13 protein-coding genes and 1 other RNA gene are annotated in these 12616 nt (G+C 65.2%); 9 read left to right on the forward strand and 5 right to left on the reverse strand.

Translation table 11 applies throughout. The features are described from left to right. Positions 1-6: 6 nt before the first annotated feature. Positions 7-738 carry an SDR family oxidoreductase gene (locus FHY18_RS09050; protein ID WP_046963463.1) on the forward strand — a complete coding sequence of 244 codons (732 nt, stop codon included), beginning with the start codon at positions 7-9 and terminating at the stop codon, positions 736-738. Continuing rightward, positions 732-2156, forward strand: a complete 1425-nt coding sequence (locus FHY18_RS09055) for an efflux transporter outer membrane subunit (protein ID WP_259153565.1) — start codon at positions 732-734, stop codon at positions 2154-2156. The genes FHY18_RS09050 and FHY18_RS09055 overlap by 7 nt, the downstream gene beginning before the upstream one ends. An 85-nt stretch (positions 2157-2241) precedes the next feature. Here the strand turns inward: FHY18_RS09055 and FHY18_RS09060 are convergent, their stop codons facing one another. After that, on the reverse strand, positions 2242-3216 hold the full coding sequence (locus FHY18_RS09060; protein WP_259153995.1) for a diguanylate cyclase: 975 nt from the start codon (positions 3214-3216) through the stop codon (positions 2242-2244). A 94-nt stretch (positions 3217-3310) separates the two neighbouring features. On the opposite strand from FHY18_RS09060, the gene FHY18_RS09065 reads away from it, so the two are divergent. Next, positions 3311-3610 (forward strand): hypothetical protein, encoded by a 300-nt coding sequence (locus FHY18_RS09065; RefSeq protein WP_259153566.1) that lies wholly within the window; start codon positions 3311-3313, stop codon positions 3608-3610. Between the two features lie 254 nt (positions 3611-3864). Here the strand turns inward: FHY18_RS09065 and FHY18_RS09070 are convergent, their stop codons facing one another. Further along, the gene (locus tag FHY18_RS09070; RefSeq protein ID WP_259153567.1) at positions 3865-5580 is read right to left on the reverse strand and encodes a diguanylate cyclase; all 1716 of its coding nucleotides are present in this window, start codon (positions 5578-5580) and stop codon (positions 3865-3867) included. Between the two features lie 144 nt (positions 5581-5724). Between FHY18_RS09070 and FHY18_RS09075 the strand changes: the two genes are divergently transcribed. Then, positions 5725-5976, forward strand: a complete 252-nt coding sequence (locus FHY18_RS09075; RefSeq protein WP_259153996.1) for a hypothetical protein — start codon at positions 5725-5727, stop codon at positions 5974-5976. Between the two features lie 216 nt (positions 5977-6192). Beyond that, positions 6193-6363 (forward strand): hypothetical protein, encoded by a 171-nt coding sequence (locus tag FHY18_RS09080; protein ID WP_259153569.1) that lies wholly within the window; start codon positions 6193-6195, stop codon positions 6361-6363. Positions 6364-6492: 129 nt separating this feature from the next. On the opposite strand, the gene ssrA is transcribed toward FHY18_RS09080, so the two are convergent. Then, positions 6493-6889, reverse strand: a transfer-messenger RNA (tmRNA) gene (gene ssrA, locus FHY18_RS09085). Between the two features lie 134 nt (positions 6890-7023). Between ssrA and FHY18_RS09090 the strand changes: the two genes are divergently transcribed. Then, positions 7024-9459 (forward strand): S8 family serine peptidase, encoded by a 2436-nt coding sequence (locus tag FHY18_RS09090; RefSeq protein ID WP_259153571.1) that lies wholly within the window; start codon positions 7024-7026, stop codon positions 9457-9459. 143 nt (positions 9460-9602) lie between these two features. Here FHY18_RS09090 and smpB read toward each other — a convergent pair whose 3' ends face one another. Then, the gene (gene smpB / locus FHY18_RS09095) at positions 9603-10106 is read right to left on the reverse strand and encodes an SsrA-binding protein SmpB (protein WP_259153574.1); all 504 of its coding nucleotides are present in this window, start codon (positions 10104-10106) and stop codon (positions 9603-9605) included. Positions 10107-10166: 60 nt separating this feature from the next. On the opposite strand from smpB, the gene FHY18_RS09100 reads away from it, so the two are divergent. Further along, positions 10167-10598, forward strand: a complete 432-nt coding sequence (locus tag FHY18_RS09100; protein WP_046963470.1) for a type II toxin-antitoxin system RatA family toxin — start codon at positions 10167-10169, stop codon at positions 10596-10598. A 2-nt stretch (positions 10599-10600) separates the two neighbouring features. Beyond that, the gene (locus FHY18_RS09105) at positions 10601-10876 is read left to right on the forward strand and encodes an RnfH family protein (protein ID WP_259153998.1); all 276 of its coding nucleotides are present in this window, start codon (positions 10601-10603) and stop codon (positions 10874-10876) included. A 398-nt stretch (positions 10877-11274) separates the two neighbouring features. On the opposite strand, the gene bamE is transcribed toward FHY18_RS09105, so the two are convergent. After that, the gene (gene bamE, locus FHY18_RS09110) at positions 11275-11670 is read right to left on the reverse strand and encodes an outer membrane protein assembly factor BamE (protein WP_029221004.1); all 396 of its coding nucleotides are present in this window, start codon (positions 11668-11670) and stop codon (positions 11275-11277) included. A 104-nt stretch (positions 11671-11774) separates the two neighbouring features. On the opposite strand from bamE, the gene fur reads away from it, so the two are divergent. Beyond that, positions 11775-12185 carry a ferric iron uptake transcriptional regulator gene (gene fur / locus FHY18_RS09115; RefSeq protein WP_029221003.1) on the forward strand — a complete coding sequence of 137 codons (411 nt, stop codon included), beginning with the start codon at positions 11775-11777 and terminating at the stop codon, positions 12183-12185. Positions 12186-12616 lie beyond the last annotated feature (431 nt).

Genomic DNA, 12616 nt, shown 5'->3' on the forward strand with positions numbered 1-12616 from the left:
CACCACATGAGCAACACCAAGATCGCACTGGTCACCGGCGCCACCCGCGGCATCGGCCTGGAAACGGTTCGTCAACTCGCACAGGCCGGCGTGCATACGCTGCTGGCCGGTCGCAAGCGCGATGACGCGGTGGCCGCCGCGCTCAAGCTGCAGGCCGAAGGCCTGCCGGTGGAAGCGATTCAACTGGACGTCAACGACGACATCAGCATCGCTGCGGCGGTCGGTACGGTGAAGGAGCGTCACGGCCACCTGGACATCCTGGTCAACAACGCCGGCATCATGATCGATGACATCCAGCGCAAGCCGTCCGAGCAAAGCCTGGACACCTGGAAGCGCACCTTCGACACCAATCTGTTCGCGGTGGTCGGCGTGACCAAGGCCTTCCTGCCGCTGCTGCAGCGCTCGCTGGCCGGCCGCATCGTCAATGTGTCCAGCATTCTCGGCTCGCTCACGCTGCACAGCGACCCCGGCTCGCCGATCTACAGCTTCAAGGTGCCGGCCTACAACGCGTCCAAGAGCGCCTTGAACAGCTGGACCGTGCATCTTGCCTACGAGCTGCGCGATACCTCGATCAAGGTCAATACCATCCATCCCGGCTACGTCAAAACCGACATGAACGGTGGCGAGGGCGAGATCGACATCGAGCAGGGCGCGCACAGCAGCGTGCAGATGGCATTGATCGATGCGCACGGCCCGACCGGCAGCTTTACCCACCTGGGAGACACCTTGCCATGGTAAGAACATTGCTTGGCGCGGCGTTGGCCGCGTTGGTGCTCAGCGGTTGCGCGGTGGGGCCCGATTACCGGCCCGACCCGCCGCCGCCGGTCACGCTGCAGGGCGCGCAGGATGCCGCGTTCAGCGCACAATCCCCGGTCGGCAACTGGTGGTCGCAGTTCGACGACCCGGTGCTGGAGCAGCTGGTGCGCGATGCCTTGTTCGCCAACCACGATCTGCGCATTGCGGTGTCGCGGGTGAAGCAGGCGCGTGCGGTCTTCGTGGAGCGTCGTCTCGACCAGGCCCCGCACATCACCGCCCAGGGCAGCTTCGATCGACGCGAGCAGCAGCAGGTGATCGCCGGCAATCAGCGCTTCCTCACCGAGCAGACCACCCTGGGCCTGGATGCGGCCTGGGAGCTGGATCTGTTCGGCCGCCAGCGCCGCGCCTCTGAAGCGGCGCGCGCCGATCTGGACGCCGAGCAGGCCAGCCTGCAGGACGTACAGGTCACGGTCGCTGCCGAAGTGGCGCGCAATTACTTCCAATTGCGCGGCACCCAGAAGCAGCTCGATGTCTCCAAGCGCACCCTGACCAACCTGCGCGACACCCAGAAGCTGACGCAGACGCGTTGGGATCTGGGTGCCGGCAGCGAGCTGGATGTGCAGAGCAGCCTGGCGCGGTTGAAGGCGATCGAGGCGGATATTCCGTTGCTGGAAACTGCCGAGGCGCAATACCGGCACCGGCTTGCCGTATTGCTTGGCCAACAGCCGAATGCGCTGGACGCCACTCTGGTCGCACGCGCCATGCCGGCATTCGCGCACCCGTTGCCGTTGGGCGATACCGCCGGATTGCTGCGTCAACGTCCGGACGTGCGCAGTGCCGAACGCCGTCTGGCCGCAGCCACCGCGCAGGTCGGCGTGGCCACGGCCGATCTGTTCCCGCGCATCAGCGTCAGCGGTTTTGTCGGCTTTCTGTCCGGCGATGCGGCCAGGCTGACCCAGGGCAATGCGAAGGCCTGGTCGGTCACCCCGTCGATCAGCTGGGCCGCGTTCGACTTCGGTACCGTGCGTGCACGCCTGCGTGCCAGCAAGGCGCAGGCCGACGGTGCGTTGGCGCAGTACCAGCAAGCGGTCTTGCTGGCACTGGAAGACACCGAAAACGCCTTGATCGGCTATGGGCGTCAGCAGGCGCGCCTGGCGATCGTGGTCGACCAGGCCAATGCGGCGCGGCGTGCCGAACAGCTGGCGCAGATCCGCTACCGCGAGGGCTCGGAAGACTTCCTGACCTTGCTGGATGCACAGCGCACTCAGCTGGCGGCAGACGATGCGTTGGCGCAGGCCGAGGCGGCAGTCAATGTCGGCGTGGTCGGCGTGTACAAGGCCTTGGGCGGCTGGAAGCAGGGCGAAGCCCCCGCCGCACCGGTGGCCGTGGTCAATCGTTGACCGATGGACGGGGCGGCCGTTGGGTCGCCCCGCCTGGCAGAAGGGCGTGGTTCCTGATGTTGCGATCCAGCCCGCAGCGCTGCGCTCAGTCGGCAACCCGCACGCTGTCGCGGCCGCTGTTCTTGGCCAGGTACAGTGCTGCATCGGCACGCGAAAACCAGTCTTGCCAATGGGTTTCGCCATCGTGGCGCGCAGCGCCCAGCGAGACCGTGATGCGCCCGCCCGGGCCGCGCAATCCACTGCGGATCACCTTGCGCAAGCGCTCGGTGGCCGCTTCCAGTTCCGCTAGCGAACCTGCGCGCAGCAGTACCACGAATTCTTCGCCGCCGAACCGGAACACCTGATGCGGCTCGCGCACTTCGTAGCGCAGGATGGTCGCCAGATCCGACAGCGCCGCATCGCCGGCGGCATGTCCGTACAGATCGTTGACCTCCTTGAAATGATCCAGGTCCAGGATGATCAGGCTGTTGAGCCGGTCCTGCGGTTGGCGCTGATCGATCTGGTGGGTCAGCGCGCGTTCCAGCATGCGTCGGTTGGGCAAGCCGGTCAGTGCATCCAGCGAGGCCAGCTCTTCCAGGTGCACGCGGTCGTCCTGCATGCGTAGCGAGAACGAATATCCCACCGCCAGCGTCACCAAGGTCACCACTACGGTCGACACCCCCTGGCCGGGGCTGACGATCAAGCCGGGCAGGAACAGCAATGCCGCCATCAACGGCAGGCTCAGCAACACCGCACGCTGCGGCCCGCACAAAAAATAATTGGTTGCCAATACCGGAAACAGCCAGGGCAGGGCGCCATCGCCCCCGGTCCAGCAAGCCACCAGGCAGCCGGCGACATTGATCGACGCCAGCCAGACACCGCCGGCAGCGGTGCGTTCGGCCGCGCGCATCTTCCAGCCGCGCCAGATCGCCAGCATGCCCAGCGCTGCGGTGATCAGGCACGCAATCGCCTGGCCGGTCATGGCCAGATACACCGCATAGAGGCAAAGCAACAGCGCGGTGATTGGCCCAAGCATCTTGACGATGCCGAGGCGGAAATCCCGCCGCAGGTGGAGGATCACAGGCAAGGTTCTGTCGGAGTCGGCATCATTATCGGCCGGCCTGTGCGAAAGTTGAGCATGCAGCCGCCGCTGCAGCGGGTAGGAAAATGAAGCGTTGCATGGCAAGGCTTCGCGCGTCCTTGACGGCCTTGCCGCAACCGTAACGGCTTTGATGCCGGAGCCTGTTATGCCTACACGCAAAGAGCTCGAGACGCGCCTGGACGCGTTGCAGGACGAACTGCCGCAACTGTCTGCCGATGAGGATGCGGATTTTGACTATCTGGATTTCCAGGCACGCGCCGAAGCGGTGCTGCGCAGCGCCGACCCCGAAGATGCGGCCTATGTGCGTACCCGCGTCGACGGCATGCTGGCTGGCGCCGGTCTTATTCCCACCGACGAAGAGGGACGCGGCTGACGGTGATGCTGCGCTGCTCGAAGCCGGATGATGCGGGTAGCAAACGCGGTGAACGCCAATCTCGGCGCGGTGAGCTGGCTGCAACCCACCAGCGCAGCGGTACCCAGCAACGGCCGGGCTCGATCTGTCGCAGACCGATATAAGTGAAATTGCATAGTTGCGCCTGGATCGCCAAGCGGTTAGCGACCAGTGGCGCCTGGCCGGCGGTCTGGCCAAGCGCATCAAGGCCAGGTTCGCGACGTCTCTTGCTGCCTTCAGGGCTGCTGCGCACAGTCGGCGTTCGCAGCGTCCGGTGCGCTGACCACCTGATTGCGGCCGGCCTGCTTGGCCCGGTACAAGGCCTCGTCCGCGCGCCGCAGCAGTTGCGCCGCAGTGCCCGCGTGTTCGGGAAAGCTCGCTGCGCCAAACGAGGCGGTGATCTTCGGCAGCGATACGCCATCGGCCATTACCTGCAAGGCCTCGATCCCGGCGCGCAGCTTCTCCGCCATCCTGCGCGCAGTTGCCAGATCCACTTCCGGCAGGATGATCGTCAATTCTTCGCCGCCGTAGCGGCAGCAGATATCTTCGCCGCGGGTCTGCGTCAGCAACAGTTCGCCGATGGCCGCCAACACGCGGTCGCCGCCACTATGCCCATGCAGATCGTTGAAGCGCTTGAAGTGGTCGACGTCCAGCATCAGCACCGACAACGGCTGCTCGCGGCGCGTACAGCGCGCCAGTTCGTGATTGAGCGCTTCTTCCAGATAGCGGCGGTTGTACAGGCCGGTCAGTGGATCGCGGATCGATTGCTGACGCAGCGTTTCGCGCAGACGCAGGCTATGCAGCGCCAGCGAGAGTTGTTCGGCCGCCGCTTCGGCAACGGTCAGTGAGCTCAGACCACCTGGCTGGTCGCTGCGCAGCGCCAACATGCCCAGTTGCGTGCCTTGAGCCGACAACGGAATGCACACCGTGCTGGCGTGCGTCGGAAGATTGGCGTCGGCATGGCGACACAGCATGCCCTGGCTGGCATCTTCCACCACGTGCGTACGATCGCGGCGCAGCGCCCAGCACGTCTCCGGCGCGATGCTTGCGCTGTCGCCGTCGGCCATCGCGCCCCACGCCACGACCTGCTCGGCGCGATCGCGCGATGCGCGCAGCAGATATACCGCGCCGGCTGCGCCGGGGATCAGCGGCGCAATCGTGCGTGCGGTGATTTCCAGTGCTTCTTCGGCGTCGCGGCAGTTCTGCAGCAGTCCCGAGTAGCGTGCCAGCGCTTCCAGTCCCGCAGAGGTTCGCTCCAGCGCCGCAAAGGATTCGACCAACCGCTCGCTGGTATGGCTGGCATCGTCCTCGGCGCGCACGCGGCGTTGCAGCTCGCGCGCCAGCAAGCGGTAGGCCAGCAGCATCACCAGCAGCCCGCTGACGATGCCGATCACGGTCATCCGCAGCACCCACTGCGCACTGAGTGCATTGGCCTGCGTCCGCTTCACCAGTTGATGACGTTCCAGCTCGGTCATGATCTGCACCTGGCGCCGCAATGCCGAAGAGGTCTGGAACACGCCGCGCGCGATCGACCCGCGCGCGCCTTCCAGCCCATGGCTACGGTAGTTGAGCAGCAGATCGTTGATCTGCACCAGTCGCGTGTTCACCAATCGGTTGAGCTCACGCGCATTGCGGCCCTGTACCGGGTTGTCCTGTACCAGCGCCTCCAGCCGCACGATGCGCTCGGGCAGGCGCCCGATCGCGTCGGCATAGACGCCCAGGAACGCCTCGTTGTCGGTCAGCACGTAGCCACGTACCGACGACTCCGCCGACAGCAGCCCGGCCTGGATTTCGTCGATGCCCGCGAGGACCTCCTGTGTATGCGTGACCCAGCCCGCATCGGCCAGCGAGCGCTGCGTGGTGAAGTAGCCGCCGATGCCGATCACCACGAAGATGGCCCCGCCCAGCAGCAGCGCTCCGGCTGCATGACGTTTTGCTTGTTTGGTCAACACCGTGTTCCCCAACACCGATGGTATGGTCGAGGTCGATGCAAGTCGCGTGCCTCAACCGCCCAGTCAGCTGGCAGACGGGGGCGGGACTCGCCGCCGCGATCTTGCGACGGTATGCTCATCACGCACCGCAGAGCCGAGCCCAGTTTGGTCATTTTTCTTGGAAACTATCAGCTGATTTGCCATGCGGCCCCAAGCCGTGGCGTCGACGCGACCTGGAGCGCGGACTGGCGTATCGAACAGATCGGCATGGGACGGAAAGCGGGCGAACTCGCAGGCGCCACTCTTGCGCGCACGTTTCCCGACCACCGCAGCGCCATGTCTGCCGCGCGCAGCGCCGGCATGGTGACCCTGGAAGTCATGCACGCCGAAGCGCAACGGCAGCTCGACTACAGCTGAGTCGAACACGGCTTGCATTGGCGCAGACCCAGCCCGCGGACAGGCGAGACGACAGCATGGCACCCGATGGCCGGGCAGCGCATCGTGCAAGGTTGCGGCTACGAATCTGCTTGCCTGACCCAACCTTGACCAACCCGGATCAGGTGCCGTCATGCTGGCACGCAGTTTGCGTCGCCGGCATCAGGAGCGCTGGGGAGCGCCGTCGGACCACATGCAATGGATGAACCCAACAAGAGTGCCCTGGTCCTGCTGCAGCAGGAGGCTACCGAGCTGCTCGCACTGTTCGACCAACTCCGCGGCGACCTTCCATCGGCGCGCGCGTGTGATGGCACGACCTGCACGTCCACGCCCACCACATCCGAACCGACCGACTGCGTCACTAACTGACGCGGCCGGTAGCGGTGATCGCTGGCGCCTCCCGTGCGAGCTGATTGAGCCGCAGTATCGTCCATGAAAAAGGCCGAGAACCTCTTTCGAGAATTCCCGGCCTCAGTCGGCCGTCTTAGGACCGTTGTGTGGTGGAGGTGGGCGGAATCGAACCGCCGTCCGGAAGCACTCCATCCCCGGCACTACATGCTTATCCCTCCGTTAGATCTCATTCCCAGGCAGCACGGCGGGCAAAGCGCACCTGGAAACCAGCCTGCTTGATTTAGCCGGTAGCTGACAGGCAGCCACCACCGGCGGTTCCGTGATAATGACCCTACATCTACGAGCACGGGCACAAGTAGTTTCGGGGGTTCGCCTTAGGCGGCTGTAGAACTACAACTAAAGCCAATTAAGCGGCGATAGCGAAGTCCGAACCGTAGTTGTCGTCGTTGGCAACTAAAAGTTTGCTGCTGGATTAACGAGGAAAGCTGCCCCCTCGGCATGCGCCAAGCGACTTCGCGACCCCCGTCGAAACCAGTGCACCCCCGGGGAAAGCATCAAACGCTGACCAGGCCAGTGTAGGGATCGGCGCGCCCTGTCACAAGTGGTGAGATGGACAGCGCTTACAGTGGCTTCAGTCCCGTACCGGACCGAACAGTCTGTAAACGAAGGAGCGAAGCGATGGCGACCGGCAAGCCCCCACGTCCACGTTCGACACGCGCAGCACCGCGCGCTGCCGCTGTACCTGCCAGGCAGCCACACAAGCGCGCACCGCAGTCAGGCACGCAGGCCGCGGCTGCGGCTCGCGTGCAGGGCAAGGCGCGCACCGTGATCTATATCCACGGCATCGGCAACAAGCCACCGGCCGACGTATTGCGGTGTCAGTGGGACAAGGCATTGTTCGGGCGCCCGATGGGCGAGCGCACCCGGTTGGCGTACTGGGTCAACCGCGAGCGGTATCCGGTGGCGGAGCCCGGCAATTGCGACGGGCGCGATGTGGGGCCGGCGCTCAACCAAAGCGTGCAGCGTGCATTGACGACGCTCGGTCTGGTGCCGGGCGGGCAGGATCTGCACGTGCTCGCCGACGCCTTGGCACAGAGCGATCAGGAGCGGGCCGACCTGCATCGCTTGCTGGACGAGCTGGAAAGTACGAGCGCACCCGGCAGCGTGCAGGCAAAGGGCCCGATCGACGCGATCAACCGGGTGCTGCTGCGGCTGATTTCCGCAGCGCTGCTGCAGGACGTGCACGACCTGTTCTTCGTGCCCGAGCGCGCGGCGTCGATGCGCGACAGTCTGACGCAGCGGCTGCGTGCGGGAGGCGGGCCGTTCGTGGTGGTCGCGCATAGCCAGGGTTCGATGATCGCCTACGACGTGCTGCGCCAGCTCGAGGCGGCCGACTGCGAGGTGACGTTGTTCCTGACCCTGGGATCGCCGCTCGGGTTGCCGCAGGTGCGCAGCATGTTCAAGCGCTGGACCGGCACCCGCAAGCTGCCGTTCCCTGCATGCGTGCGGCAGTGGATCAACGTCGCCGAGACGCGCGACCCGATCGCGCTGGACGCCGATCTCACCGACGACATCGCCAACGCGAAGGGGCGTTTCGAAAACATTGCCGGCGCGCGGATCAATCCCGACTGGCAGCACAACGCGCATTCGGGCTCGGGTTATCTGTCGATCCCGCAGGTGCGCGCAGCGGTGCGGCAAGCGGTGGGCGTGGGCTTCGACCAGCCGGTGTCCAATGCGGTGTTGATCAAGGACCTCAGCGAGCAGCTCGAAGCGCACGGCCCCGAGCATCGGCATGAAGTCCTGATCGAACTGGACCGGCGGCTCGCCGGCAACGATCCGGCCGGTGTGCGGGCAGTGCTGATACGCCATCTGCGCGAGGTCGCTGCGCGCAGCACCGGCCTGCAGGGCGACGCGCTGGATGAGGCGATCGAATTGGAAGATGGCTTGCAGCGCTTCGTATCGGCGCGGTTGACCCGCTTCGAAATCGAATCGCTGCAGGGCCGCTATCGTGCGCTGGGGTTTCGCCGGGTGTGGCGCGATGCCGGCAAGCGCGCGCTGATCCACATCTCCGGCAACGTGCTGCATGCCGACGCAGCACGCAATGCCTATCGGGCGCGCGGGCAGCAGATCGGCTGGGCAGTGCTGGATACCGGTATCGCCGCCAGCCATCCGCATTTCTTCGTCAAAGGCCAGCGCGACAACGTGGTGGCGCAATGGGATTGCACGCGGCGCGGTGCGCCCAGGCAATTGACGCGCGCCGATGGCGATGCGTTTGCCCGGCTCGATCGGCACGGCCACGGCACCCACATCGCCGGGATCATTGCCGGCCATTGCCAGGCAACGCTGCCGGATGCGCAGGGCAAGCCTGGTCCGCCGCTGGAATTTGCCGGCATGGCGCCGGATGCGCAGCTGTATGGCTTCAAGGTGCTGGACGACGCCGGCGATGGGCGCGATTCGTGGATGATCAAGGCAGTGCAGCAGGTGGCTGCCATCAACGAGCGCGCAGGCGAGCTGGTCATCCACGGAGTGAACCTGAGCCTGGGCGGCTATTTCGACCCGGAAAGCTACGGCTGTGGCTTTACACCGCTGTGCAACGAGTTGCGCCGGCTATGGCGACAGGGCGTACTGGTGGTGGTGGCTGCCGGTAACGAAGGGCTGGCCTGGTTGATGGGCAAGGATGGGGATGCCTACCCGGCCAACATGGATCTGTCGATCAGCGACCCCGGCAATCTGGAAGAGGCTATCGTGGTCGGCTCGGTGCACAAGAGCAGCCCGCACAATTACGGCGTGTCGTATTTTTCCTCGCGCGGGCCCACCGCCGACGGCCGCGGCAAGCCCGACGTGGTGGCGCCGGGCGAAAAGATCGTCTCGACGTATTACGACTTCGATCCGAAAGATCCGGCAAGCCTGATGGTGGAAATGAGCGGCACCAGCATGGCTGCGCCGCATGTCTCCGGCGTGCTGGCCGGCTTTCTGTCGGCACGCCGCGAGTTCATCGGCTTTCCGGACCGGGTCAAGCAGCTGATGCTCGACACCTGCACCGATCTGCAACGCGACCGCTACGTGCAGGGCAGGGGGGTGCCGAATTTGATGCGGATGCTTGGAGCCACGTGATTCGGGAGTCGGGATTGGGGATTGGCAAGAGCAGCAAGCCCGCGCCTTGCCTTGGTACTAAATGGATCGCAAGCCAGCGGCGCGCCAGTTCATGCACAACTGCTGTAACGAATCCCTAATTACTAATCCCCAATCCCCGCCCCTCAGGCATCTCGATTGTGCCGCCGCATCACGCGCTGCTTGTCGCGCTGCCAGTCGCGGTCCTTGGCGGCGTCGCGCTTGTCGTGATTCTGCTTGCCCTTGGCGAGCGCAATTTCCAGCTTGACCTTGTTGCTGCTCCAGTACAGGGCGGTGGGCACCAGGGTGTAGCCTTCGCGCTCCACGCGGGTAAGCACCTTGTCGATTTCGCTCCGGTGCAGCAGCAACTTGCGGTCGCGACGCTCCACCGGCACGGTGTGGGTGGAGGCCTGGATCAGCGGGGTGATCTGCGCGCCGATCAGGTAGATCTCGCCGGAGCGCACATACGCATAGCCGTCCACGATATTGGCGCGGCCGGCGCGGATCGCCTTGATCTCCCAGCCCTGCAACGCCAGGCCGGCTTCGTAGCGCTCTTCCAGGTGGTATTCGTGGCGCGCACGCTTGTTCAGCGCGATGGTTTTCGTGGCCTTCGCGCCGTTTGCTTTATCCTTGGTTGGTTTCTTGCTCATGACGCCATTGTCGCCGATTCGGTGTCGTCAAACGATCTTCCGTCTTTCACAAGTTAGCGAATGCCTACCATCCGTCGCAGCGCACTGGTCGAACACAGCGCCTCCCGCATGTTCGATCTGGTCAATGATGTCGCCGCCTATCCGCGCCGCTTCGGCTGGTGCGACGCTGCCCATGTGCTGGAGCAGGACGATGCGCATATCGTGGCGCGCCTGGACCTGGGGCTGGGCTCGTTCCGCACCTGGTTCACCACCGAAAACATGCTCGAGCGGCCCGAACGCATCGTGATGCATCTGCGCGACGGCCCGTTCAAGCGCCTGGAAGGCCTGTGGGAGTTTCAATCGCTGGGCGACAACGCGTGCAAGGTGAGCCTGACCCTCGAGGTGGAAACCAGCTCGCGCTTGCTGGGGCCGGCATTGGCGCTGGGCTTCCAGGGCCTGGCCGATCGCATGGTCAACGATTTCGTGCGGGTCGCCGATCGCGGCGACGTGTGACCGTGCAGGTCGAAGTCATCCTGGCCTGGCCGGATCGCTACAGCGCGATCGTGCTTGATCTGCCGCAGGGTGCCACCGTCGCCGAGGCAACCGCCGCATCCGGCCTCTGCGCAGAGGCCCCGCCCGCAGCGATCGCCATCCACGGTGTCGTGGTGCGCCCGGACCAGGTGCTGCGCGCCGGCGACCGGGTCGAGTTGCTCAGGCCGCTGCTGCTGGATCCGAAAGAAGCCCGTCGCCGTCGGGCTGCACCTGCGAAGAAAGCCGACACCGGCAGCTAGTGGCGGGATTGGCCGCAGTCGGCCGCATTGCTGGTGAGCGAGCTCTTCCAGATGGGGCGCCATTGCTGTGTCTTGCGTCGTGTCATGCGACGGCGCGTTGCGTCAGCTGCAGACCCATTGCCTCCGGCGTGGGTGCGGGCAAACGGGTTCCGAGGACATCTGGCGCTGCGCTGAGTCGTGCGGCGGCTGTGCATGGGCGTAGCGGTACGGTAGCGCCGCTGCCATTGGCGTGGGCGCTCCGCCCAGCAGTCGGGCGGCCTGTCGAGATGGGCAGGCGCGTCGCCGTTGGCATGCCGGTCGAGGGCATTCAGGCGAGAAAATAAAGAAAAACCGGCACCAAGGCCGGCTTTCTGGCGCTGCGCGTGGTCAGGCGATCGCGCGATCGCCGACCCACTGCATCAACGGCCGCGCTGCTTCTTCTTGTCGCGTGCCAGGTTGCGGCCAAACTGCTTGGGGGCCGACTTGGCCAGCTGCTCGTCCTGCGACGGGAAGTAGTCGCCTTCCCAGCGCGCCACCTGATCGTTCTCGAAGAACACGGTGAAATTCTTGATTTCAGTACGCGCCAGACGGTCGACGCGCTGGGTGGACGTGTAGTCCCAACGCTGCGCATGGAACGGGTCCGGAATCGACGGAGTACCCAGCAACGCGCTGACCTGCTGCTTGCTCTGGCCTACCTGCAGTTGCTCCACGGCGTTCTGTTTGATCAGATTGCCCTGGTAGATCGGCTGCTTGTAGATGATGCCGCAGCCAGCGGTGGAAAGAGCAACGGCGGCGACCAGCAGGAGATTGCGCATCGGGGAATAAGTGCTGAGGAAATCACGCCGATGATACACTCCCGCCGGTCGCCGCGACCCGTTTGATGGCAGCTGGCGCTAAATCGCCAATGAACGGAGAACATATGGAAACCCACGACCTGCGCAAAGTCGGGCTCAAGGTGACCCATCCGCGGATGCGGATCCTGGAGCTGCTCGAACAGAAGAGCAACCAGCACCACCTCAGCGCAGAAGACATCTATCGGCAGCTGCTCGACCACGGCGACGAGATCGGGCTGGCCACGGTGTACCGCGTGCTGACCCAGTTCGAGGCGGCCGGTCTGGTGCTCAAGCACAATTTCGAAGGCGGCCAGGCCGTGTACGAGCTGGACCGCGGCGGCCACCACGACCATATGGTCGATGTGGACACCGGCCACGTCATCGAATTCGAAAGCGAAGAGATCGAGGCGTTGCAGCGTCAGATCGCCGCCAAGCATGGCTACGAACTGGAAGAGCATTCGCTGGTGTTGTACGTGCGCAAGAAGCGCCAGCGCTGAGCGCGATGCATCGCCAATGAGAAAGACAGGGCGGCTTCGGCCGCCTTGTGCGTTCTGGGGCGTGTTGGTGGGTATGCCGCAGGCCCATGCCCCCATGCCCCCATCCGCCCTTCGGGCACCTTCCCCCGCAGGCGGGGGAAGGGAGCGGTGGAGGGGTGCCGTGCAATCGAGAGATCACGCGCAGCCAGGCATCGCTTCTCCCGCTGGCGGGAGAAGGTGGCGCGTAGCGCCGGATGAGGGGCAGCACCGTTTGCGCTTGTCGCGCCTGTGGTGGTCGCGTCGCAGCGATGTTGCCCCCATCCGCGCTTCGGGCACCTTCCCCCGCAGGCGGGGGAGGGAGCGGTGGAGGGGTGCCGTGCAATCGAGAGATCACGCGCAGCCAGGCATCGCTTCTCCCGCTGGCGGGAGAAGGTGGCGCGCAGCGCCGGATG

This window comes from Xanthomonas sp. 3793 (assembly GCF_024806835.1).
GTDB classification, from domain to species: domain Bacteria; phylum Pseudomonadota; class Gammaproteobacteria; order Xanthomonadales; family Xanthomonadaceae; genus Xanthomonas; species Xanthomonas arboricola_F.